The 22,331-nt window shown below is 63.4% G+C and carries 22 protein-coding genes; 13 read left to right on the top strand and 9 right to left on the bottom strand.

Annotated elements, in window-relative coordinates; all coding sequences use genetic code 11:
- Window positions 1-48: 48 nt before the first annotated feature.
- Window positions 49-1,353, top strand: coding sequence for a hypothetical protein (locus E2L06_RS04390; RefSeq protein WP_138778966.1), 1,305 nt, complete (start codon window positions 49-51; stop codon window positions 1,351-1,353).
- Between the two features lie 34 nt (window positions 1,354-1,387).
- Here the strand turns inward: E2L06_RS04390 and E2L06_RS04385 are convergent, their stop codons facing one another.
- A complete protein-coding gene (locus tag E2L06_RS04385) occupies window positions 1,388-2,434 on the bottom strand; it encodes a phytoene/squalene synthase family protein (protein ID WP_138778964.1) in 1,047 nt (348 codons plus the stop codon).
- A gap of 270 nt (window positions 2,435-2,704) precedes the next feature.
- On the opposite strand from E2L06_RS04385, the gene E2L06_RS04380 reads away from it, so the two are divergent.
- Both E2L06_RS04380 and E2L06_RS04375 read left to right on the top strand, forming a co-directional pair.
- The gene (locus tag E2L06_RS04380) at window positions 2,705-4,357 is read left to right on the top strand and encodes a long-chain fatty acid--CoA ligase (RefSeq protein WP_138778962.1); all 1,653 of its coding nucleotides are present in this window, start codon (window positions 2,705-2,707) and stop codon (window positions 4,355-4,357) included.
- Between the two features lie 146 nt (window positions 4,358-4,503).
- Window positions 4,504-5,649: an acyl-CoA dehydrogenase gene (locus E2L06_RS04375; protein WP_138778960.1), complete on the top strand. Its 1,146-nt coding sequence runs from the start codon at window positions 4,504-4,506 to the stop codon at window positions 5,647-5,649.
- A 34-nt stretch (window positions 5,650-5,683) separates the two neighbouring features.
- Here E2L06_RS04375 and E2L06_RS04370 read toward each other — a convergent pair whose 3' ends face one another.
- Entirely contained in the window at window positions 5,684-5,968 is a 285-nt protein-coding gene (locus tag E2L06_RS04370; protein WP_138778958.1) for a PadR family transcriptional regulator, read from the bottom strand.
- Window positions 5,969-6,011: 43 nt separating this feature from the next.
- On the bottom strand, window positions 6,012-6,917 hold the full coding sequence (locus E2L06_RS04365; RefSeq protein WP_138782498.1) for a DUF3267 domain-containing protein: 906 nt from the start codon (window positions 6,915-6,917) through the stop codon (window positions 6,012-6,014).
- Between the two features lie 151 nt (window positions 6,918-7,068).
- On the opposite strand from E2L06_RS04365, the gene E2L06_RS04360 reads away from it, so the two are divergent.
- The 3 genes from E2L06_RS04360 to E2L06_RS04350 all read left to right on the top strand — a co-directional run bounded on the left by E2L06_RS04360 (window position 7,069) and on the right by E2L06_RS04350 (window position 9,881).
- Window positions 7,069-7,350 carry a hypothetical protein gene (locus E2L06_RS04360; RefSeq protein ID WP_138778956.1) on the top strand — a complete coding sequence of 94 codons (282 nt, stop codon included), beginning with the start codon at window positions 7,069-7,071 and terminating at the stop codon, window positions 7,348-7,350.
- A gap of 155 nt (window positions 7,351-7,505) precedes the next feature.
- Entirely contained in the window at window positions 7,506-8,330 is an 825-nt protein-coding gene (locus E2L06_RS04355; protein WP_138778954.1) for an IS5 family transposase, read from the top strand.
- 123 nt (window positions 8,331-8,453) lie between these two features.
- Window positions 8,454-9,881: a heme o synthase gene (locus E2L06_RS04350; RefSeq protein WP_138778951.1), complete on the top strand. Its 1,428-nt coding sequence runs from the start codon at window positions 8,454-8,456 to the stop codon at window positions 9,879-9,881.
- Window positions 9,882-10,082: 201 nt separating this feature from the next.
- On the opposite strand, the gene E2L06_RS04345 is transcribed toward E2L06_RS04350, so the two are convergent.
- The 3 genes from E2L06_RS04345 to E2L06_RS04335 form a co-directional block, all read right to left on the bottom strand.
- Window positions 10,083-10,499 (bottom strand): cupredoxin domain-containing protein, encoded by a 417-nt coding sequence (locus E2L06_RS04345; RefSeq protein ID WP_138778949.1) that lies wholly within the window; start codon window positions 10,497-10,499, stop codon window positions 10,083-10,085.
- A 317-nt stretch (window positions 10,500-10,816) separates the two neighbouring features.
- The gene (locus E2L06_RS04340) at window positions 10,817-12,445 is read right to left on the bottom strand and encodes an SLC13 family permease (protein WP_138778947.1); all 1,629 of its coding nucleotides are present in this window, start codon (window positions 12,443-12,445) and stop codon (window positions 10,817-10,819) included.
- Between the two features lie 89 nt (window positions 12,446-12,534).
- Window positions 12,535-12,780 (bottom strand): hypothetical protein, encoded by a 246-nt coding sequence (locus tag E2L06_RS04335; protein ID WP_138778945.1) that lies wholly within the window; start codon window positions 12,778-12,780, stop codon window positions 12,535-12,537.
- 315 nt (window positions 12,781-13,095) lie between these two features.
- On the opposite strand from E2L06_RS04335, the gene E2L06_RS04330 reads away from it, so the two are divergent.
- Window positions 13,096-13,551, top strand: a complete 456-nt coding sequence (locus tag E2L06_RS04330) for an SPW repeat protein (RefSeq protein ID WP_138778943.1) — start codon at window positions 13,096-13,098, stop codon at window positions 13,549-13,551.
- A 7-nt stretch (window positions 13,552-13,558) separates the two neighbouring features.
- Here E2L06_RS04330 and E2L06_RS04325 read toward each other — a convergent pair whose 3' ends face one another.
- The gene (locus E2L06_RS04325) at window positions 13,559-14,536 is read right to left on the bottom strand and encodes an SDR family oxidoreductase (protein ID WP_138778940.1); all 978 of its coding nucleotides are present in this window, start codon (window positions 14,534-14,536) and stop codon (window positions 13,559-13,561) included.
- Between the two features lie 165 nt (window positions 14,537-14,701).
- Between E2L06_RS04325 and E2L06_RS04320 the strand changes: the two genes are divergently transcribed.
- From E2L06_RS04320 to E2L06_RS04295, 6 genes are all read left to right on the top strand, one after another.
- Window positions 14,702-15,337, top strand: coding sequence for an IS6 family transposase (locus E2L06_RS04320; RefSeq protein ID WP_138778939.1), 636 nt, complete (start codon window positions 14,702-14,704; stop codon window positions 15,335-15,337).
- Between the two features lie 72 nt (window positions 15,338-15,409).
- Window positions 15,410-18,076: a leucine--tRNA ligase gene (gene leuS / locus E2L06_RS04315; protein WP_138778937.1), complete on the top strand. Its 2,667-nt coding sequence runs from the start codon at window positions 15,410-15,412 to the stop codon at window positions 18,074-18,076.
- 261 nt (window positions 18,077-18,337) lie between these two features.
- Complete coding sequence (locus E2L06_RS04310; protein ID WP_138778935.1) at window positions 18,338-18,631, top strand: HalOD1 output domain-containing protein; 294 nt, start codon at window positions 18,338-18,340, stop codon at window positions 18,629-18,631.
- A 176-nt stretch (window positions 18,632-18,807) separates the two neighbouring features.
- A complete protein-coding gene (locus tag E2L06_RS04305) occupies window positions 18,808-19,410 on the top strand; it encodes a DUF420 domain-containing protein (protein ID WP_138778933.1) in 603 nt (200 codons plus the stop codon).
- Window positions 19,411-19,480: 70 nt separating this feature from the next.
- Window positions 19,481-20,380, top strand: coding sequence for a thiamine-phosphate synthase family protein (locus E2L06_RS04300; RefSeq protein WP_138778931.1), 900 nt, complete (start codon window positions 19,481-19,483; stop codon window positions 20,378-20,380).
- 9 nt (window positions 20,381-20,389) lie between these two features.
- Window positions 20,390-21,073, top strand: a complete 684-nt coding sequence (locus E2L06_RS04295) for a class I SAM-dependent methyltransferase (RefSeq protein WP_138778929.1) — start codon at window positions 20,390-20,392, stop codon at window positions 21,071-21,073.
- Between the two features lie 5 nt (window positions 21,074-21,078).
- On the opposite strand, the gene E2L06_RS04290 is transcribed toward E2L06_RS04295, so the two are convergent.
- Window positions 21,079-21,489 (bottom strand): thioesterase family protein, encoded by a 411-nt coding sequence (locus E2L06_RS04290; RefSeq protein WP_138778927.1) that lies wholly within the window; start codon window positions 21,487-21,489, stop codon window positions 21,079-21,081.
- 65 nt (window positions 21,490-21,554) lie between these two features.
- Window positions 21,555-22,319 (bottom strand): DUF7001 family protein, encoded by a 765-nt coding sequence (locus E2L06_RS04285; RefSeq protein ID WP_138778925.1) that lies wholly within the window; start codon window positions 22,317-22,319, stop codon window positions 21,555-21,557.
- Between the last annotated feature and the right edge of the window lie 12 nt (window positions 22,320-22,331).

The raw sequence follows: 22,331 nt of genomic DNA, 5'->3' as shown, positions 1-22,331 counted from the left end.
GCTTCGCACGGAAACGTTATTTGTGATTGATGTGAACAATTCGAGATAATGCGAACCGCCCATCTCGTCCTCGCCCTCTGTTGTGTCGGCGTTGGCTTGGCCGGCGTTCCCGCCGTCGCCGGCGCGCCCCCACCATCGCAGCTCTGTGGGGTCTGTGGCCCCGGTGTCGCAAACACTGCTCAGATCGACGGTGCGACTGGCCACGGAACGCTCGACGTATATGTCGACGAGACCGGCGATTCGCGGTGGCACGCCCGCGTTCCCGTCACCGCCTCGGCCGCCGACCGATATCGGACCAACGCGACCACGCTCGAGGCTGCAGTCGACGACGCCTGGGCGCGATACCACGTCGCCGACGGCGATGTCAAGGCCGTCGAGGCGACGCTCGAGGGCGACACCGTGGTCGTGAACTACACGGTCGACGATGTCGCTAGACGCGGCGTTGGCGACACATGGATCATCGAGTACTTCGCGACGGGAACGTCGCCCACACGCTACCAGCTCGTGGCCGATCGGTTGACGATACACACACCCGAGGGGACCGCAATCACGAACACCGTTCCTGCTGCCACGGTCGATGGCGATGCGGCGACGTGGACGAACGAGAACGGGGACGAATGGGACCGCGACTTCGACGACCAGACGTACGTTACGTACGGCAGCGGCGGCGTCTTCGATACCGCGCGGGGCTACGCCACGATCGGGCTCGAGATCGGTCCGACAGCGCTCGAACACGGGGTCCGCGGCGGGCTCGTCCCTGCAGTGTCGATCGCGCTCGTCGGAGTCGCGATCGGGCGTACCGAACGGGGCTTCGCTCGCTTCGACGCCGCGACGCTCGAGCGGTTGATCGCAGCCGTGGGAAGCATCGGTGCCGGCGGCTTCCTCGTCGGCGGCGCAGTTTCGGCCGGCGCTGGCCTCGCGCCAAATGCCGTCGCGCTGGCCTCACTCGGCGTCGGGTACGCGCTGCTGGGAATCGCGGCGCGTCGGCTCGGCGACCGAGTTGGAACCTGCGGGCTGGCCGGACTGTCGGTACTCGCAGCGATCACCACCGCAGGCCTCACTCTACTGCTCGTCGGACCACCCGTGTACGCGTCTCCGTTCTTCCTCGGGCTGGCGACCGCGCTCTGTCTCCCGATCGGTCACGCGTTCGCCCGTGGGCGGACGCCGATCGTGCTCGTCGCGGTCGCTGCGCTCACGCCCATCGCTGCGATCGCAGCCACGTCTCCGCATCCGGTGTCCGGGTATGAGGTCGCTCTGTTCGGGCTGCTGTTCTTGCAGTGGGTTGCCAGCGTCGCCGCATTCGGCTATCCGCTGGCATTACTGGGACGACAGCTCGCGCTCGACGGTCAGTAGGGAGTCCGTCGGCCCTCGAGAACGCACGTACCGATTACTGGTGGAGCGGCTGTTCGGACATCTCCGCGCGAAGCTCGTCGAGCCGCGAGCGGGAGACGCCGTCCTCGAACTGCTGAAGCAGTTCGTACACCTCGGCGCGAGAGACCTTGACGTCACCCTCGCGGACGACATCCTCGGGACGTTCGCGCAGTTCCCGGAGCGTGCCGACCGCCAACAGATAGGGGATCGCCCACGCCGAGAGCCGGTTGCCGTGGTGCTCGGGAACGATCTCGAGATAGCGCTGGGCGTCGTCGAGGTAGCGTTCGGCGCGGCCTGTCACGCGCTTGATGACGTTCGTGACGCCACCCTGGTGGGCTTCGTCGGTGACGGCCTCGACGTCGACGTCCTCCGCCGCGAGCCATTCGGCGGGGAGATACACGTTGTTCTCCTCGTGATAGTCATCGTCGACGTCTTTCGCGATGTTGACCAGCTGTAAGAGCAGCGCAAACGAGCGGGCGTTTTCCCGCATCTCCTCGGCGCGATCCTGTGAGGTGCCGCGGGCGACCAGGCCAGTGATCAGGGTGCCGACGGTGCCGGCGGCGTACCAGCAGTACTCCTCGAGTTCTTCGATCGTCTGGAGTCGCAGGCCGCCCTCGTTCGCATAGCGGCTGGTGAACATCGCCATCCCGTCGACGAGTTCCCGAACCGGCTCGCGCATGATCTCGCGAGGATTCTCGTCGAGCGACTCGAACGTCCGCAGCACCCGCGGCGTCTCGGCGACGACCTCCCAGTCGTCGGTTCGTTCCTCGGGGACCCAGGGCTCGACGTCGTCCATGAACGATGCGACCGACTGCTCGGCGTCCGGATCGAGCAACTCGTCGTACGTCGAGAGCAGGTCCGTCTGTGTCTCCGGCGGGATGTGTCCTGCGTCCTCGATCGTATCCGCAATTCTGCATAAGAGATATCCGAGACAGATATGTCTCGCCATCGGCTCCTCGAGCCGATCGATCGTGATCGAAAAGGTTCGCGAAACGCCATGAACCGCATCGTAACACCACTCGAGGTCGGCATCGGTGGGTGGTTCGGGCTGGCCCGTGGTCATCTACTCAAGTTAGTTTGGTGACCATCCGGGAAAAACACCGCGGTCGCGGCGTGATCTTCCGATCGAACGTTGCCAGGGACGAATCCGGGGTGTTAGCCCGCCTCTCGCCGGCTGTGTTGGATCACTGCCGTCTCGCCACCTGATTACCGCCGACGACCGCGATTAGAGCGCCGTTCGTGACCGACGCCACGATGACTGGGCTGCAGACAGACATGAAATATATGCTATAAAAAGAGTAATGCGGTATATGAACATATGGCACAGACACCGATGCCAGGGGGAACAAGCCAAACACTGCGACCGTTTTTGTGGCGTGCAACCAACCTGTATCCCGACACGGAGATCGTTTCCCGCAACCACGACGGGCTGCAGCGATACACCTACAGCGAGTACGACGATCGAACGTGCCAACTCGCGAACGCACTCGAGGCGTCCGGCATCGAGACCGGCGACCGGGTCGGCACGTTCTGCTGGAACCACTCACGACACTTCGAGACGTACTTCGCCGTCCCGTCGATGGGGGCCCAGCTCCACACGATCAACCCGTTGCTCCCCGACGCGCACATCCAGTACATCGTCGACAACGCCGACGATCAGCTCATTTTCGTCGACCCTTCGCTCGCCCCCAAACTCGCGGGCGCGGTCGCCGACGCCGACGACGAGTTCGACGGCGTCGACTTCGTCGTCATGGGCAGTCAGGAAGTAGATGATCTCGAGGCGACGCCCTACGAGTCGTTCATCGGAGACCACGAGTCCGACTACGACTGGCCCGACGTCGACGAAGATCAGCCTGCAGGGATGTGTTACACGTCGGGGACGACCGGCAACCCGAAAGGCGTCGAATACACTCAGCAGATGCTCTGGAGCCACACGATGGCCTCCCAGACCCCACAGGGGATTCCGATGGCCGACGACGACGTCGTCATGCCCGTCGTCCCGATGTTCCACGTCAACGCCTGGGGAATGCCGTTTACCGCAACCGCAGGCGGTGCCAAACAGGTCTTTCCTGGCCCCTCACCGGAACCCGAAGACCTCGCGGCCCTCATCGAAGACGAGGGGGTAACGATCAGCGCCGGCGTCCCAACCGTCTGGCTCGGCCTGATGGACTATTGTTCGGAAACCGAGGTCGACCTCTCGAGTCTCGAGACCGTCATCGTCGGCGGCTCAGCGGCACCGAAATCGATGATCGAGTGGTTCGACGACCGGGATGTCGAAGTACTCCACGCCTGGGGAATGACCGAAACGGCCCCGATCGGGTCGGTCTCGCACCTCAAAGCGGACCTGCAAGACGCAGCATACGATACCAAGGTCGACAAGCGCAGCAAACAGGGGCTGGTTGTTCCCGGCCTCGAGTTCACAGTAGTCGGCGACGACGGCGAGGAGGTCGCCTGGAACGGCGAGGAGTTCGGCGAACTGTGGATTCGCGGACCGTGGGTGACGACGGAGTATTTCAAACGTCCCGAAGCCAACGAGACGGAGTTCGAGGACGGCTGGCTCAAGACCGGTGATGTCGTTACCGTCGACGAGGACGGCTACATGGAACTCGTCGACCGCGAGAAAGACGTGATCAAATCCGGCGGTGAATGGATCTCGTCGGTCGAACTCGAGAACGCGATCATGGCCCACGACGACGTCTCCGAGGCGGCGGTCGTCGGCGTCCCCCACGAGCGCTGGCAGGAGCGACCGGTCGCGTTCGTCGTCCCCGGCGAGGATGCCGACCGCGAGTCGCTGCCCGACGAAATCGACGATATGCTCGCCGACGAATACCCCAAGTGGTGGCTGCCCGACGAGATCGAATTTATCAAACAAGTACCGAAGACGGCGACGGGAAAGTTCTCCAAGAAAGACATCCGCGAGGAGTACGCCGACCAGTCCCTCGTCGACGGGAAGGTCCCTGATGCGGCCGCGCCCGACCGCGACTGAGCTATCGCGTCACCTGTCCGCTGGCCTGGAAACCGTTGTTGAGCCATTTCGCGCTCGAGGCTAACACTATTAACCAGAGTACAGTCTGGACGATACGATAGACGAAATAGCGAACAATAAAGGGCCGAGAACACGAACCGCCATGCATGGACTTTACACTCTCTCCCGAACAGCAGCAGATTCGGGATATGGTATCGGAGTTCGTTGACCAAGAAATCGTCCCCGTCGCCGACGAGATCGACCACGACGACGAGTTCCCGTCCGACCTCATCGACGAGATGGCCAAGTTGGGGCTGATGGGGATGCCCTTCCCCGAGGAGTACGGCGGTGCCGGCCTCGACTACCACTCCTATGCGATCGGCCTCGAGGAGATCTCGCGTGGCTCGGGTGGACTCGGGACGATCGTCGCCGCTCACACCTCGCTGGCGGGGAACATGCTCTACGAGTTCGGCGACGAGTCCCAGAAAGAGGAGTACCTGACGCCGCTTGCAGCCGGCGACGACATCGGTGCGTTCGCGCTCTCGGAAGCGGGTGCGGGCAGCGACGTCCCCGCCATGGACACGACCGCCGAGAAAGACGGCGACGAGTACGTGATCAACGGCGGCAAGCTCTGGATCTCGAACGGTTCGGTGGCCGACACGGTCACCGTGTTCGCGAAGACCGATCCCGACGCGGGCAACAAAGGTATTTCGTCCTTTATCGTTCGGCCCGAAGAGGACGACGGCTTCATCGTCGAAGGCACCGAGGAGAAACTCGGCGACAAGGGCTGTCCGACCGCCGAACTCCGGTTCGACGATCTCCGCATTCCCGCAGACCGACGGCTCGGCGACGAGGGCGAGGGCTTCGTCCACGCGCTGAAGACCTTGAACGGCGGCCGGATCACGATCGCCGCTCGCGGCGTCGGCATCGCCCGCGCGGCCTTCGAGGAAGCACGGGACTACGCCACCGAGCGCGAGCAGTTCGGCCAGCCGATCGGCGAGTTCCAGTCGATCAAACACAAGCTCGCGGACATGGACACGAAGATCCAGGCCGCGAAGCTGCTCATGCACAAGGCCGCCGACAAGAAGATCCGCGGCGAGAACTACATCAAGGACGCCTCGCAGGCCAAACTCTACGCCTCCGAAGTGAGCCGCGAAGTCGCAAACGAGGGCATCCAGATCCACGGCGGCTACGGCTACACCAAGGACTTCGCCGCCCAGCGGTTCTACCGCGACGCCAAACTCAACGAGATCTACGAGGGCACCAGCGAAGTGCTCCGGAACACGATCGGCGACCAGCTGCTCGAGCAGTAGCGACTGAGTATCGCTCGCAAGCCAGACTCGACCGTTAGTCTTCGAAACACGCCCGAACCCACTCGGCGTGCTCTTGTGTCCGTCGTTCTCCAGCGTCAGTCAGCGCATAGACATCGTGAAGTCCCTCCGTTCGCTTCTCGACGAACCCCGCATCGACCAGTGCCGACAGCGAGCCGTAGAACGATTTGGGCTCGAGCCGATCGTCGTAATGCGACTCGAGGCGCGATTTCAGTTGCTGACCGCGCAGTTCGCCGTCGTCGGCCGCGGCGAGCAGAAAACAGATGTCTCGGCGGCGACCGCTTCGAAGCCACTTGCTCATTGGGTGGCAGTCGGTATGGGACGCGCTCGAGCGTTACGGTTTCTTACTCCGCCGTGAGCTGGCAGTGGACAGTCGCGATGATCGTCCACGCGAACCCGCCGAGGATGGCGACGCCGAGCAGAGCACGGTCGCCGACCTCGAGGAGTGCGGTGCCGTCTGGCAGCCGATAGTGGCGAAACAACAGCCAACCCGACTCTGGATCACCGAGGACGACATCACCGGTGCCGATGGCGAGCGAGAACAGCACGGCACCCAAGGCGTAGAGTCCGAACATGGCGAGGGTACCGACGCCGCCGCTTAGAAACCGGGCGAGCAGTGGCATGCCAGGCCGTCGGCTGAGCGATCGGCCGTGCACACCGTAGATACCGAAGCCGCGAACGTCACCGGGTGGATCGCCCACGCGAACGTCGGCAGGATACTGATAGAGAACGGCGGCCATCCAGAGATCGCCGATCGAGCCAGCCGCGTTCGCCGCCAGCGGCACGATCACCAGCGGCGTGGGGACGACGACCATTACGGCGACGCCGGCAGTCGTCAGCACCACGAACGGGGCGAGCAGGGCGACGAGCAACTGATTGCGGGTGTAGCGCGCGCCGCTGGTCCCGGCGTACGCATAGGGGAGCACGAAATGGGAGACGCCGATCCCGTAGTCGGGGCGCTGGCCGTAGCGCGTGAGGAACACGCCGTGGAGCAGTTCGTGAGGAACGACCACACAGACGAGCAGACCGATGGAGATGGCCAGCCAGCCGAGCACTGTCGGCGGTGAGGATGGCGCGATCACGATCGGCTCGAGCGAGGTGCCGCGAATCCAGGCGAGCACGTGCCCGAACCCGTACGCGAAGCCGAAAAACCCGACCGCAGAGACGGCGAGCCACTGCAACGTGACCGCTCGTGTGAGTTGAAACGCCGCGAGCGGACGGGGAGGCGTGGTGGATTCAGAACGGCTCACGAGGCGAGCCTCGAAGGCGACCGAAAAATCGGTGTCGATGTGCGCCCGCCGCGGCCGTGTGAAGCAGACGCTGAGGATGCTGTGTGGTCCCGGTGTGTAATGGAACACTGGAACCGACAGATTCCCGGTGGTTGCCTCGCGAGTATCAGTCATGACTGACGACCGGACGGCCGACGCGAACGGCATCACGGCCACTTACGAGGAAACCGAGACCGAACGACTGCTGACGTTCGAGCACGAAACGGGCACCACAGCAGCGGTCGCACAGAACCGCGAGGGGTACGCGATGTTGAAAGTGCGGCCAGCCGCCGATGGCGACGAACTCGAGCGCTACTACGGATTCGATATGGCACTCGACCACGTCGGCGAACTGCTGGGCGTCTCGCCGCACGACCTCCCGATCCCGGACGCGGCCGCGGACATGGGAATGTAGTTGTAGCGGTCGGACGGCGGCTATGGCGGTCGTATCGCGGGTTGGAACACGAGGTGGTCAATTGAAGGCGGAAAAAACTGCTCTGTTGAACAGCGATCTAATCAGCCGATATCACTGGCTTAGAAGGATGAAGCCGAGGAATTCGATTCTGTCCTATGGAAATCGATCTCCTCGACTTCATTGAGCAGTGTCGTGACCTAGCCAAACAAGCGTTGGGGAAGCACGCGGGCGAGCCCGCCAGCGGCGGGTTCGCCCGCTGGGTCCATGTCGTCCTACACTGTTTTCGGCTCGAAGAAGGCCACAGCTACCGTGAAACGCCGAATCGGTTGAAGTACATGACCGAGGTTCGTGACGTACTCGGTCTCGATCGAGAGGACCTCCCCGACTACAGCACGATCTATAAGTCGTTTGACCGGCTGAAAATGTGGGTGTGGCGGGCGTTGCTGCGCGTTTCAGCGCAGCAACACCCGCAGTCTGGCCACGCTGCTCTCGACAGCACGTTCTTTGACCGCCGCCGTTCTTCATCGTACTTCCGCCAGCGGTCAGGAAATACCGTGCAGACGCTGAAAGTGACGACATTAACTGATATAGAGTCGCTCGCTGTTCTCGATGTCCATATCACAGCACGGTGGAAGCACGATACGAAGACCGGACCGCAGGTCGTCCGCCGAAACGCGGACGACCTGCAGTCCGTGGTTGCCGACAACGCGTTCCAAGACTGGCACACTGAGTACGAAATCTCCGCACTTGACGTTGAGTACCTTGTTCACTACCGCGGCTCATCACCGAATGCAGTCATGAACAACGCGCTCATTCGGGCAAAAGGATACTCTCAGCGCTGGATGGCCGAAACCTCGTACTCAACAACGAAGCGCTCGCTCGGCGACGCCGTGCGAGCGCTGGGCTGGTATCGCCAGTTCCGTGAAATTGTCCTGATGTTCGCCCTCATCAATATAGAACCGCTGTGTGAGCCGCTGTAACCGTGACTCAGCATCTATTCAACAGAGCAGAAAAAACTAGGTCGGATACGAGGCGATCGGATGAAAGCGGCAAAAGCGGGAGCCATAAATATACGGAGTCAAAGGGTGTAGACGAGAATAGCCGTGGCAACAGAGTCGTTCCCCCGTCCGATCAGTACGCGGCGACGCTTTTCAGCACTGCTCTCAGTGACCGCTCTGGGCGTGTACTTGTTATTGATCGTCGGCGCGACGACCTCGCTGACGAACGCGACCGCGTCGTGTTCGACGTGGCCGACCTGTCACGCGCCGGTCGACCCGCTGAGCCAGACCGAACTCGCGATCGCCTGGGCCCACCGGCTGACGGCCGCCGTGGTCGGCCTGCTCGTCGGTGCGACGGCGATCGCTGCGGTCCTCGGGGACGTCTCGAGCCGTGTCCGATCGATACTCGTGGTCGGTGGCCTCCTCTACGCCGTCCAAGTCGGCGTCGGTGCCCTCACCGCGACGGTCGGTCCCGCGGCGATCGTTCCCGGGCTCCACCTCGCACTCGGACTCGTGATCTTCTCGGCGGTCGTCCTCGCGCTCGCCTGGGATTTAGAGCTCGCGACCGGCAGCGACGACGACGCGATCGACTCGCCGACGCCGCTCGAGGAACTCGAGGAGGATGTCCCGACTGCAACCGAACGCACACTCCCCTCGAGCCGGTTGGCCCGCGCCCGGCTCACTGCGATCGCGTACTTCCGCATGACGAAACCGCGACTGATGTGGCTGCTCTGTCTGGTCGCCGCCGCCGGCATGGCGCTAGCTGCTGGCCCCGACCTTGAACTGCCGACCGTCCTCGCGACGCTCGGTGGCGGCGTCTTGGCGATCGGCGCGAGTGGCACCTTCAACCACGTCCTCGAGCGCGACGTCGACCAGCAGATGTCGCGGACGGCAGAACGGCCGCTCGCGGTCGATCTGATCCCGGTCTGGAAGGCACTCGTGTTCGGCTTTGCGCTGACAGCCGCGTCGCTGGCCGCGTTCCTGACGATCAACCGGCTGGCCGCGGCGCTTGGACTCGCCGCGATCCTGTTTTACAGCGTCGTCTACACGCTCATGCTCAAGCCGAACACGGTCCAGAACACGGTTATCGGCGGTGCTGCAGGAGCGCTGCCCGCGCTCATCGGCTGGGCTGCGGTCACCAACGAGATCGGCATGCCGGGACTCGCACTCGCGGGACTGATCTTCCTCTGGACGCCGGCACACTTCTATAATCTCGCGCTGGCTTACAAGGACGACTACGCCCGCGGTGGCTTCCCGATGATGCCGGTCGTCCGCGGCGAGACCGTCACCAGAAAGCACATCCTCTACTACATCGCCGCAACGCTCGCGAGCGCGATCGCGCTGACCTGGATCACCAACCTCGGCATGCTGTACGCCGGGACCGTCGTCCTCTTTGGGGGCGTTTTCCTCTGGGCCGCCGTTCGCCTGCACTTCGAACAGACCGAGGCCGCGGCGTTTCGCTCGTTCCACGCCTCGAACGCGTTCCTCGGGGCTGTCTTGGTTGCGGTCCTCGTGGACGCACTCGCGTTCTAAGCGGTCGGGCACCGACACTCCTGCGGTGCATTTCAGACAGATTCGCTCGCCTGTACGCTCTCGAGTCACTACCGTCGTCACTCGGCACGTGAATGAAGCGCAGGGCAAAAGCGATGACTGCGTCACGGAGCCACTCGAGACAGGCGGGACCCGCTCTCATACTACTGGACAGCAGTCAATACGTCGTTCTGTCCGGCAGTATCAGTAGTAGCCACCCCCATCAGCGTCGCTGCCATCGCCGAGTGGATTCTCGATGGTGGCGTCACCGATGCTCACCTTCATACTCATCCCCGAAAGCTCGGCGTCGCCGTGGATGCTGCAATACACGTCGTACACCCCACTTTCTCCAAACGTGTGGGTCGTCTCTGCGCCGTCGGGGACCTCGCTGTCTTTCTCCCAGTTGTCCGAGGCTGCCGTGACCGTATGGCGCGTCTCGCCCTCGTTGGTCCACGTGATCGTCGCATCCGTGTCAGCGTGGACGTTCCGTGGATCGAACTGCTCATCCTCCATCGACACGTCGGTGGTCTCTTCGCCAACCGGACCGCTCCCACCCAGACAGCCCGTTACGAACAACGTCGACATCCCTCCTGTCGCTGTGAGGATTGTTCGACGGTTCATACATGTTACCGTACGTATTTCGATATAATAGCTGTTCGGAGCGATCGCTTTGGCCGACTGTTCCGATCCGCTGTCGCTATCCCTGACAGGTGTCGAGCGTCCGCTAGTCCGGTCGAACTCTCGTGGTCCGGACGAGCGCGCTGTTGTCCCTCGAGGCGATCGACTGGCATACTGCCCGCTGGGTTTCCACAACGACAACCGAAGTGAGCGCCGACCGAGGCCGACAGGTGTCCGTCGAGGAGACACCGAAACGACGGTAGCGGCTCGAAACCACCACGAGTCAGCAGAAACGACTGTGTACGAAGCTCAGTCGTCGTTTACCACAGCAGGCGTGGCCAGACGAAGGTGAACAGCAGCCAGATGAGCCCCGTCAGGATGACGGTCATGATCGCGTTCAGGATGAGTCCTGTCCGGAGCATGTGACGCTGTTTGATGTAACCGCTGCCGAACACGATGGCGTTCGGCGGTGTCGCAACCGGGAGCGCGAACGCGAAGCTTGCGGCGATCGCACCGGAGACCGACAGGAAGAGTGCAGTCGAGAAGTCGGTCAGCCCGAGCGTGGCCGAGAAGACGCTGCCCAGACTGATCAGGATGGGAACGATGATGCTGGTCGTCGCGGAGTTCGACGTCATTTCAGTCAGGAAGATAACCAGCAGGACGACCGCACCGATGACGAGGACGATCGGTGCACCGACGAGTCCGCCGAACACCGTCTCGGCGATCCACTCCGTCGCGCCCGTGTCCGCCAGCGCGTTCGCAAGCGAGATCCCGCCGCCGAACAGCAACAGCGTTCCCCAGTCGATGTCGACCAGTTCGTCCCACTCCATCGTGTCGGCCAGGACGAGCGCCGGCACCGCGGCGACGCCGACCATCACGTAGTAGAGCAGGCCCTGATGTCCTTCGGTACCGAAGACCGTCATGCCCTCCTCGCCGCCGAACAGGGTCGTCATCCAGGTATCCGAGAGGAACGGCTCGAAGAGATTGCCGAGCCCGCCGAGCATCCAGAGACCCGCCGTCGCCGCGAAGATCATCGCCACGCGCTTGCCACGCGGGTCGAGTTCGCCTTCGGCCTCGAGCTGTTCCCGGGCGATCGAGCGCGCCTGATCGACCTGCGGGATCTCCGGTGGATAGAGCACGTACGTCAGGAGGAACCAGATCAGCGGGAGTGTCACGACGACGACCGGGAAGCCGACGAGGAACCACTCGGCGAACCCGATCTCGTAGTCCAGAATAGCGTTGAGCTGACCGACGAGGATCGCGTTCGGCGGCGTGCCGATGATCGTTCCGACACCACCGACGCTCGCGGCGTAGGCGGTCCCCAGCAGCATCGAGATCTGGATGTTCGTGAAGTCAGCCGTCGAGCCGACGGCGCCGCCGTCGGGGACTGCGTCGGCGTCGGCCACGTCGGCATCGGCCGCCGACTCCTGTGACGACGCGAGGTCGTCCCGGTCGAGCACCTGAGTAAGAATCCCGACCGCGATCGGCGTCATCATCGCGGCCGTTGCCGTGTTCGAGACCCACATCGACAGGACGGCAGTCACGATCATGATCGCGAGGACCAGCCGTCGCGGCGAACTGCCCATCTTGGCGATGGTATATAGCGCGATCCGTCGATCGATATCGTACTTTTGAATTCCGTTCGCGAGCATAAAGCCAGCGAGGAACAGGAAGACGATGTGGTCCGCGAACCCCGCGAGTGCGGCGTCCATGGAGGTGTAGATGCCGGTGCCAGTCAGTAAAACTGGAATCGTCAGTGCGGTGACCGCAAGTGGAAGCGTCCCGGTCACCCAGAGGAAGCCGGCGAAGAACATCGTCGCGATCGCGTACTGGCCCGCGACCGAGAGCCCCGTCGGAGTGGGTGCGGCTGCGATCGCCGCCATCCCGATCCCTGCAAGGAGAAATTGTACTATTCGCCTGTGTGAACCACCCAACAGTCCGTGTATCATTGATACAGACGGCGATTATCATTATCGTTATTAAGGCTTACTCTTCGTGAATGTATCACTATAGGTGATTCCCGTTGTGAACGTCTCACTTAGAAGTGATCGGCGATCGCCTGTACCTGCTCGTCAGTGAGCTCGGCGCTGTAGAGTTCCAGCAGCGTCGTTCGCCGTGCGTGTGACAACGACCGGTTCCCACTCTCGAGCATCGAGATATGTGCCTGCATGAGTTCGTCCACCTCCCGTTCGACTGCTCGTTGGTCGTATCCGGCTGCAACTCTGAGCAGTCGCCATGCGAGCGGAGAGATTCGGTCCGGATCATACAGGTCCGAAGCACCCATGCATAATGGGACAGAGAAGCAGTAGAAGTGTCTATTGGAATCCACGTCTCGAGGGCCGTTTACACCGCGGTCCAGCCGTCTCTGGGTTCCGAGTGGGCCGTATTTGATTTCGCGATCGAGCCAGCCCGAGGTAAAACCTGCTTATCCGATCATCCTGATCGCCACCAGCCACTGATTGACGAGTTATAACACCTGTTTGGAAGGCCCTCATCACTCATTGAGCGGGCACGGATGACACGGTTACCGAACCGGAGTCTCACGGCCTGACTAGAACGGTCGACACGTTTTTTCCGCACGCTTGCGGTAGCGCCGACTATGAGCGAGTCCACGACCAACGACCCGACGACCGGTGAATCGACTGCCCGGCAGCGTGGCTCGGACGGTGAGAAATGGCTGAGCGGATTCGTCTCTCTGATCGGGCTGTGGATCGCCGTCTCGCCGTTCGTCTACGGACCGGCGGCGTCCATGCTGTGGAACAACCTGCTGGTCGGCGGCGGGATCTTCCTGCTGGCCGGCTACAACTACTACCGGCTCGCTAACGGCTACGCCACCAGTACTGGCGTGATGTCGCTCGTCGCCCTGCTGGCGCTGTGGATCTTCGTCTCCCAGTGGGCCCTCGGCGGCGAGTTCGCCATGAGCGGCCTCGAGGCCGCGTCCACCGCGCTGATCTGGAGTAACGTCCTCTCGGGCCTGGTCGCCGCAGGGCTGTCGGCGTACATCGCCTACACCGGCGGCCGCGAGGTCCCCAGCGGAACGGCCGCACAAACGTGAGTCACCGTCACCGCCGTGGATACGGCTCCGCCCCCGTCTCGGGGGTCCGTCGCTCGAGTACGTCTAAGACTGGTTCGCTCGCAGCTAGTCGAATGCCGAGTTTTGTGAGCTGGTCTCGAAGTGTCGCCGGCACAAGCGTACCGTACAGCGAGCCGAGCAGGGGAAGTGGACCGACGCGGTAGTGGGTATCGGGATCGGGCACCGTCGCGGCCGTTAGAATCGTCTCGGCGACGTCGTCGGGGTCGTTGATGAGACGACCGCCGCCCTCGACGGCGCGAACCTGCTGGAGGACGCGATAGAGGTCGGTGTACTGCGTCGGTCTGACGACGGTCACGTCGTCGTCTGCGACTGCAGCCGTCGCGTCACCGTCGACCTGGGCCGGCGATCGTGCGGCCGCGGCCGCCGCATCGAGTTCACTCAGGGCGCGATCGTAAAACGGCGTCGCGACGAGTCCGGGCTGGACGACCACGACCTCGACGTCCGAGCCGACCAGTTCCTGGCGGAGCGCGTCGCTCAGACTCGCGAGCGCCCACTTCGAGGCGGTGTAGCCGCCGATCCCGGCCAGCGCGAGCCGATCCGCAGCGCTGGTGACGTTGACGATCCGGCCACGACCACGTTCGCGCATGTCCGGCAACACTGCCCGTATTAACCGATGCGGGCCGAAGCAGTGGACGGCGAACTGGCGCTCGAGTCGGTCCGTCGATACGTCTTCGACCGGCCCGAACTGGCCATAGCCCGCGTTGTTGATCAGGCAGTCGACGCCGCCGGCTTCGTCGCGGACGCGAGCGACGACACGCTCGATGTCCGCGGGTTCGGTCAGGTCAAGTGCCGCGAGTTCGGCACCGCGATCGGCCAGATTCTCGAGGCCGTCCCGGTCGCGGTCGCGCGCGGTTGCGTAGACGTGCCAGCCGTCGGCCAGCAGCGCGTGGGCCGTTTCGTAGCCGATACCGGACGAGCAGCCGGTGACGAGTGCAGTCGAGGCCATGTCATGCCCTATGATACCATCGGTGAAAGACGTCCGGCCGGATTCGGCCGACGCGTAGCACGGGACCGGCGCCGCCCGTGACGCCCGTGACGCTCGAGGCGACCGTCACATGGGCGGTGTTCAGATAAGGATGAAGGATGAGGCGGTTCGTTTTCTGAGTGATCTATGCCCGAAAACGACCGCCTCAATGGTTGTTTAGACGAGATCAACTTAGAGTTTGTTGAACGAGAAGCGACACCGCGATTGCTGATGAAGCTCAGTATTCAGCTGCATCTCGCGGGACTCTCGCTTTCGAATACTGTCTCTATTCTTGAGATATTCGGTGTCGAACGCGCTCGGTCCACCGTTCACAATTGGGTTCACAAGGCCGATCTACAGCCCGAATCTGATCGGTGTCCGGATCACGTTGCGGTTGACGAGACTGTGATCCAACTGAATAATGAGCAGTATTGGCTGTACGCCGCAGTCGATCCCAAGACAAGCGAATTGCTCCATACAAAGCTTGAGCCGACAACAACGAAGGTTCTTGCTCATTCGTTTCTTACGGAACTCTCCGAGAAACACGACGTCTCCGACGCCGTGTTTCTCGTTGATGGATCGCATTCGTTACAAGATGCATGTCAGCGTCACGGCTTCGATTTCAGATACGAGAAACATGGGAATCGGAATGCTGTTGAACGTGTCTTTCGAGAGATAAAACGACGAACCTTCTGTTTCTCAAACTGCTTTAGCAATGCCGAAGCAGAAACTGCCGACGACTGGCTCAGATCGTTCAGCTTCGCATGGAATCAGCTTATCTGAACACTACCGTCACATGTGGCCGAACAATGATATAGCCGGCCCACCGAGTGGAAGTCAACGGATCTCCCGATAATGACGAGTCATTACGATCACGCGCAGGTACAGGAGTTTTGGCAGTACGTCTGGGAGCGCGACGACGTCTACGCGCTCGACGATGACGCCGAGGATCCGACCTACGTCCTCGGGATGTTTCCCTACACGTCGGGGACGCTCCACATGGGGCACGTCCGCAATTACGCGATCACGGACGCCTACGCGCGCTACCGGCGGATGCAGGGCGACGATGTCCTCCACCCGATGGGATGGGACGCATTCGGCCTTCCCGCCGAGAACGCTGCGTTCGAGCGCAAGACAGACCCCGAGTCCTGGACCCAGGCCTGTATCCGACGCATGCGCGAGGAACTCGAGACGATGGGCTTTGGCTACGACTGGTCCCGGGAGATCACCACCTGTGAGCCCGACTACTACCGGTGGAACCAGTGGCTGTTCGAGCAGTTCTACGAAGACGGGCTCGTCGATTACGAGGCCGCGACGGTCAACTGGTGTCCCGACTGTGAGACGGTACTCGCCGACGCACAGGTCGAAGAGCGCGACGGCACTCGCGTCTGCTGGCGCTGTGAGACCCCCGTCGGCCGCCGGGAACTCGATCAGTGGTTTTTCTCGATCACCGACTACGCCGAAGAACTGTACGAGGGCCTCGACGACCTCGAGGGCTGGCCCGACGGCGTCCGCGAGATCCAGCGCAACTGGATCGGCCGCCAGGAGGGGACACGGATCACGTTCGATGTGTCCCACGATGCCGACGGTAGCGACACCGAGCCCGTCGATGTCTTCAGCACCCGCCCGGAGACGATCTACGGTGCGACCTCCCTCGCGGTCTCGCCGGGCCACGATCTAGCGCGGACGCTGGCCGAGGCGGACGACGACGTAGCCGACTACGTCGAGACCGTCCGCGAGCAGGCTCCCGACGAAGTCGGCTTTTCGGGCATCGAAACCGACGCGACCGCGACCCATCCGCTGACCGGCGACGACCTCCCCGTCTACGTCGCTGGCTACGTGTTAGAGGACGTCGGCACCGGGGCCGTGATGGGCGTCCCCGGCCACAACGAGCGCGACCACGCGTTCGCGCTCGAGCACGACCTGCCGATCGAGCGCGTGGTCGTCCCCGAGGGCGACGGTAGCGACGGCGACGAACCGGGTCCCTACACCGGTGAGGGCACCCTCGAGAACAGCGGCGAGTACGACGGCCTCAACAGCGAGGAGGCCCGCGAGCGACTCGTCGAAGACCACGACGCGCTCGCCGAGGACGTCACCTACCGGCTGCGCGACTGGCTGATCTCCCGCCAGCGCTACTGGGGGACGCCGATCCCGGTCGTCCACTGCGACGACTGTGGGCCGGTCCTCGTGCCCGAAGAAGAGTTGCCGGTCGAACTCCCCGAGTTCGTCCGGACCACGGGGAACCCACTGGACGCCGCCGAGGAGTGGAAAGAGACGACGTGTCCCGACTGCGGCGGCCCGGCCGAGCATGAGACGGACACGATGGACACTTTCGTCGACTCCTCGTGGTACTTCCTGCGATTCCTCTCGCCCGAGCTGGCGGATGCACCGTTCGACGCCGACATCGCAAACGAGTGGCTCCCCGTCGACGTCTACGTCGGCGGCGAGGAACACGCCATCCTCCATCTGCTCTATACGCGCTTTTTCACTAAGGCGCTGGCCGATCTGGGCTTGCTCGAGCACCGCGAGCCGATCGAGGAACTCCGAAGTCAGGGGACGGTGCTGTACGACGGCGAGAAGATGTCCAGTTCGAAGGGCAACGTCGTCGCGCCCGAGGAGTACGGCGCGGAGACGACGCGGCTGTTCGTCCTCTCGGCGGCCCACCCCGAACAGGACTTCGAGTGGACCGCCAACAACGTCCGCGGGGCCTACGACCTCCAGCAGACGCTCTACGGGATGGCGACCGACTTCGTCGAGGAGGGCGACACCCGCGTCGAACGTCGCGACCACGACGAGTACGTCGACCGGGAGATCGACCGGACGATCGCCGCCGTGACCGAGGAGTACGAGCGGTTCCGGTTCCACCGCGCCGCCACCGAGATCCAGGAACTCGCACGCCTGCTTCGGCGCTACCGCGCGTACGACCAGCCACACGACGAGGTCTACCGACGCGGCCTGTTGACGCTGGCCGCGCTGATCGCCCCGATGGCCCCCCACCTTGGAGAAGAACTCTGGAACAAACTCCGGGGTGACGGGCTAGTCGTCGAAGCCGACTGGCCCGAGCCCGCGGGCGATCGATCGGCCTACCAGCTCGAGCGACAACTCGTCGAACGCACCCTCGAGGACGTCCGGGACATCGTCGACGTCGCCGCGATCGACGAGCCCGAGCGCATCGAACTGGTCTGCGCTCGCGAGTGGAAATACCGGGCCGCCGAACTGGTCGACGAGGCGGCTGCCGACACCGGCGATACTGACGCCATCATCGAGCAGGTGCTTGCGGCCGACGACGTTACCGCCGACCGCGAGACCGTCGGTGCGTTCGTCGGGCAACTGGTCGGCCGCGAGGACGGCGCGGAGTCCGGCCAGTTGCTCGGACCTGCCCGCGAACTCGAGGTCCTCGAACAGGCGACCTGGCTCGTCACCGACGAGTTCGGAGCGACCGCCACCGTCCGTCGGGCGGCCGAAGACGACGAGCTGGCAGCGAAAGCGCGGCCGGGCAAACCGGCGATCAATATCGAATAATCACACTGCAGGACAGAACGACGTGACGCCGGTCGCATGTATGCGGCCTCACCTGCGGGGACGGCCGCAAATTCGCGACCAGCGTCGTACTGACTGCTGTCCAGTAGTATCAGCCGCCGGCTCTCGTGGCCATTCCCCTATAGTCGGATCGCCACGAAGACGACGGCCATGTGACTCTGCTCCTCGATTCTGAGCCGAGTGACGCGATCGAAATCGCAAATGACAGTTTTTATTCAACCGGGTTTGAAAGGGCCAAATACCATGGTGGAGGGTGGCGATAGCAGTAACGAACAGCCAGCGAAGTCGCCGAGTCGGGCAGTGATCGAGACGGTCGCCGACGCGGAAGGGATAGCGTCAGTCGAACTCACACCGCCGCGGTACGAATCGCTTCATGCAGTCGTCGATCCGGAAGCGCTCGACGCGCTCTTTGCCGAGCGGGCGAGCGGCGCAACCAGACCGGCCGGAACGGTCTCGTTTCCGTTCTGTGGCTACCACGTCACTGTCGGCCACGATGGAACGGTGGCGCTCGATGAATCGACCGAACCCGCAGATTGACCCGACGATACTGTCGATTACTGACGTTCTGGGGTGGTGACTCCGAAAACGTGATTCGTCGGTGACGACGGCGTCCGCGGCGGCGACTCGAGACTCGAGAGCCACAGCACCGTCGATCCAGGCTGGGCTCGCAGCGAACAGCAAGCATGATACGGCGGTGCTCCCAACGTCCGATAATGGCAACCGCTGATGCGAGACGACGCCTCCGGGAGCAGCCGATGGGCGTCACGATCCTCCTGACGATCGTCGGCTACACGCTGGTGCTCGGAACGTTCCTACTCGACGTGCCGATCTATCCCGACCTGACGAACGCGCAGGTGAATCTGCTCTCCCATATCATCGCGGGAATCAACACGACCGCGACGGTAGTGCTGACGCTGGGTTGGTACTGGATCCGCGCCGGCGAGGTCGAGAAACATCGCTTGGCGATGGTCACTGGCTTCGTGTTGATCCTCGGGTTCCTGGTCGTCTATCTGCTCAAGGTCGGCGGCGGCGGCACGAAGGAGTTCGTCGGCCCCCAGAACGTCTACTACGCCTACCTCGTCATGCTGGCGATCCACATCATCCTCTCGATCGTCTCGGTGCCGGTCGTCCTCTACGCGCTGGTCCTCGGGCTGAGCCATACGCCAGCCGAGCTCAGACAGACGTCCCACGCCAGAATCGGCCGGATCGCCGCCGGCGCATGGATCCTGAGTCTCGTTCTCGGCGTCGTTACCTACGCAATGCTCAATCACGTCTTCGACTACGAGTTCGCGGCGATACTCGTGCCACCTGTCTGAGCCCAGTCGGACTCGCGCCCTAGCGGACCAACAACTTCTCACGTCAGCCGCCCGTACTCTCGAGCAACGAATGCAATTCGTCGAAGAAATCGTCGTGGACGAGTTTCTCCCGACCGTCCGGTCGCTGCTGGCCGGCGACCTGCGTGATCGGGGCTTCACCCAGAGCGAGGTCGCCGACGTCCTCGGGATCAGCCAGAGCGCCGTCTCGAAGTACGCCCACGGCGACGTGACCGTCAACGATCGCATCGCCACCGACGACCGCGTCCAAAACCTCGTCGAACAACTCGGAACGGGGCTGGCCGCCGAAGAGATCTCCCCAGTCCAGGCCCTGATCGAGCTCGAGGTGTTGATCCGCGACCTCGAGGCTGGCGGCGACCTCCTTGCCCAACTTCACGAGGAGGCCGTTCCGGAACTGGCCGACCACGGCGCGAGCTTCCGCGTCCACGATCCCGAAAGCGACCTGCGAACCAGCGAGCGAGTGCTCTCGTCGCTCCGGCGCGGGCTGCGCATCCTCGAGACGGCGAGTGGCTTTACCGCGCTCATCCCCGCAGTCGGCGCAAACCTCGTCGCCTGTACGCCCGACGCCGACGACGTCGACGACGTCGCGGGCGTGCCGGGTCGGATCTTCGACGTGAAAGGGCGGGCGACCGTCCCCGCAGATCCCGAATTCGGCGTCTCAGAACACGTCGCGAACGTGTTGCTGGCCGCACGTCGCCACGGCGCGGACGTGTCGGCGGGCATCAACATCACCTACGATCCGGAACTGATCGACGAACTGGCCGCACAGGGCCACGTCGCAGCCGAGTTCGACGAATCCGACGACATCGCCTCGAGCGTGGGCGCGGCGATCGAAGACGAGCCAGCGGCGACGGTGCTCTACCAGACCGGCGGGATGGGAATCGAGCCGCTGATCTACGTCCTCGGCACCGACGCGGAGTCGGTCGCGGACGCGATTCGATCGCTGGTCTGACGCTCCACGATGGCGACGGAATCACAGGCGTTCTACGGCCGCTGGGCACGACTCTACGATCTGATCGCGCGGCGAACGCCCGGAATTGCACAGCTCCGCCGACGAGCAGCCGCCGCCTGTCAGCTCGAGCCCGGCGATACCGTCGTCGAAATGGGCTGTGGCACGGGAGCCAACCTCCCCGATCTCCGCGAACGGGTCGGCTCCGAGGGGACCGTGATCGGGATCGATTTCACCCGACCCGTCCTCGAGCGGGCACAAGCAGCGACTGCGGACTATGACAACGTCCACGTCTTACAGGGCGACGCGACGCAACCACCGCTCGCGGCAGACGCACCGGACGAGATCGACGCCGTGCTCGCGACGTTCGTCGTGGGGATGCTCGCGGAGCCAGCCAGTGCGGTCGACGACTGGTGTTACCTGGTCGGTCCCGATGGGACCGTCGTGCTCGCCAACGCTGCACCGAGCAGCGAGTGGTATGCCCCGCCGGTCAACGCCGTCTTTCGGGCGATCGTCGTCCTTTCGACACCCCCAACGACACAGCTTCGCTACGAGGACGAGCCACACCGACGGCTCGAGCAAAAGATCGACGCCGCACATACCCGACTCCGCGAGCGGGCGGCCGCCGTCGCAGACGAAACGCACGTCTTCGGCGTCGTTCGACTGACTGGTGGCCGGCTCGGGCGACCGGCCTGAGAGCGTTACGCCGATGGATCGACGTTTTCGAACGGCTCCATTCGCGCTCGAACCTCGTCAGGGAGTGGCGACGGCCGTCCCGTGTTGGGATCGATGTGGACCATCGTCGTGTCGGCGGTCGCGGCGACCGTCCCATCGACGCGGATCTCGTATTCCATAGTGCAACTGGACTCGCCGAGCTGGGATATCCAGAGCGCGACTGTGGGATCGTCACCCTTCGTGATCGGGCGCTTGTATTCGATCTCGAGGGTTGCGACGACGAACGAGATGTCTTCCGCTGCAACCTCGAGCACCTCCTCCAGATAGTCGACACGGGCGGTCTCGAGGTAGCTCGCGTAGACGGCGTTGTTGACGTGTCCTTGCGGGTCGAGATCGCGATACTGGACCGGAATCTCGACGGTGAATTTCTCGCTCATTATACAGGTTCGAACGCGGCTGCGACGAAAATACGCACCGGTCCCGGAACCGTCCTCGAGACTGCTCAGTCCGCGTACAGTCGCGCGTGCTCGCTACAGAAGGCGGGCTCGCGCAACTGGGCGTCGATCAGGTCCTCGTGGTAGTGGGCGTCGAACAGGCGACAGCCCTCCCGGTCGCAAAACGCCTCGCCGGTCTCGAGGTAGTGGTACGCCGCCAGAACGTACCCACACAGTGCGTCGGTCGTCCGCGGGTCGTCCTCAACCAGGAAGTCGCCCTCGACTTGATTCTCGAGAACTTCCCGCGGTGGCGTATCACCCGACAGCAGGGCGTGGCGCTGCTTTTCCTTGTAATATTCCTCGGGCTTTGCGGGGGCCTCGTAGAGCCCGGGCACCGACACCAGCGCCGGCTGGCCGAGGACGGTCACGCGCTTGTGCCAGCGGCCGTCGTGGTCGCCCCACGTCCCGATGGCCCGATCGAGGAGCGGGACGTGTAGCGTCTCGAGGCCCCGTTCTGCGGCGGGGAGCGTGGCGTTGAGCGCCCGCTGGATCTGGACCCCGTCGTAGAGGACCCCGCCTTCCCGTTCGGGATGCTCGAGGGCGCGTTCCTCGTAGCGGATCGTCCCGAGCATCGTGTTGCCCGTCTCGCGGTCGTAGGGTGAGGGGACCCGCGCCTCGGCGAAGCGCTCGGCGAGGTCCTCGGTGCGGTGGACATCGAGGAAGCGATCGCGCACGCTCACGTCGGCGTCGATCCGCGTGTCCAGCCAGTCGGCGATTGCATCGACAGTGGCGACGGTTGTCGGGGCGCGATAGCAGATGATTTGTTCGACCATCGGATGGGGAAA

It is taken from the genome of Haloterrigena sp. H1, assembly GCF_005938085.1.
In the GTDB taxonomy this organism is placed as follows: domain Archaea; phylum Halobacteriota; class Halobacteria; order Halobacteriales; family Natrialbaceae; genus Natrinema.
Note: the sequence above shows the minus strand (reverse complement) of the source record. Positions and strands in the feature narration are given on the sequence as shown.

Excerpts from the sequence above, each read along its gene's own strand:
- E2L06_RS04390 (WP_138778966.1), top strand. The coding sequence starts at position 49 with ATGCGAACCGCCCATCTCGTCCTCGCCCTCTGTTGTGTCGGCGTTGGC.
- E2L06_RS04385 (WP_138778964.1), bottom strand. The coding sequence starts at position 2,434 with ATGACCACGGGCCAGCCCGAACCACCCACCGATGCCGACCTCGAGTGG.
- E2L06_RS04380 (WP_138778962.1), top strand. The coding sequence starts at position 2,705 with ATGCCAGGGGGAACAAGCCAAACACTGCGACCGTTTTTGTGGCGTGCA.
- E2L06_RS04375 (WP_138778960.1), top strand. The coding sequence starts at position 4,504 with ATGGACTTTACACTCTCTCCCGAACAGCAGCAGATTCGGGATATGGTA.
- E2L06_RS04370 (WP_138778958.1), bottom strand. The coding sequence starts at position 5,968 with ATGAGCAAGTGGCTTCGAAGCGGTCGCCGCCGAGACATCTGTTTTCTG.
- E2L06_RS04360 (WP_138778956.1), top strand. The coding sequence starts at position 7,069 with ATGACTGACGACCGGACGGCCGACGCGAACGGCATCACGGCCACTTAC.
- E2L06_RS04355 (WP_138778954.1), top strand. The coding sequence starts at position 7,506 with ATGGAAATCGATCTCCTCGACTTCATTGAGCAGTGTCGTGACCTAGCC.
- E2L06_RS04345 (WP_138778949.1), bottom strand. The coding sequence starts at position 10,499 with ATGAACCGTCGAACAATCCTCACAGCGACAGGAGGGATGTCGACGTTG.
- E2L06_RS04340 (WP_138778947.1), bottom strand. The coding sequence starts at position 12,445 with ATGATACACGGACTGTTGGGTGGTTCACACAGGCGAATAGTACAATTT.
- E2L06_RS04335 (WP_138778945.1), bottom strand. The coding sequence starts at position 12,780 with ATGGGTGCTTCGGACCTGTATGATCCGGACCGAATCTCTCCGCTCGCA.
- E2L06_RS04330 (WP_138778943.1), top strand. The coding sequence starts at position 13,096 with ATGAGCGAGTCCACGACCAACGACCCGACGACCGGTGAATCGACTGCC.
- E2L06_RS04325 (WP_138778940.1), bottom strand. The coding sequence starts at position 14,536 with ATGGCCTCGACTGCACTCGTCACCGGCTGCTCGTCCGGTATCGGCTAC.
- E2L06_RS04320 (WP_138778939.1), top strand. The coding sequence starts at position 14,702 with ATGCCCGAAAACGACCGCCTCAATGGTTGTTTAGACGAGATCAACTTA.
- leuS (WP_138778937.1), top strand. The coding sequence starts at position 15,410 with ATGACGAGTCATTACGATCACGCGCAGGTACAGGAGTTTTGGCAGTAC.
- E2L06_RS04310 (WP_138778935.1), top strand. The coding sequence starts at position 18,338 with ATGGTGGAGGGTGGCGATAGCAGTAACGAACAGCCAGCGAAGTCGCCG.
- E2L06_RS04305 (WP_138778933.1), top strand. The coding sequence starts at position 18,808 with ATGGCAACCGCTGATGCGAGACGACGCCTCCGGGAGCAGCCGATGGGC.
- E2L06_RS04300 (WP_138778931.1), top strand. The coding sequence starts at position 19,481 with ATGCAATTCGTCGAAGAAATCGTCGTGGACGAGTTTCTCCCGACCGTC.
- E2L06_RS04295 (WP_138778929.1), top strand. The coding sequence starts at position 20,390 with ATGGCGACGGAATCACAGGCGTTCTACGGCCGCTGGGCACGACTCTAC.
- E2L06_RS04290 (WP_138778927.1), bottom strand. The coding sequence starts at position 21,489 with ATGAGCGAGAAATTCACCGTCGAGATTCCGGTCCAGTATCGCGATCTC.
- E2L06_RS04285 (WP_138778925.1), bottom strand. The coding sequence starts at position 22,319 with ATGGTCGAACAAATCATCTGCTATCGCGCCCCGACAACCGTCGCCACT.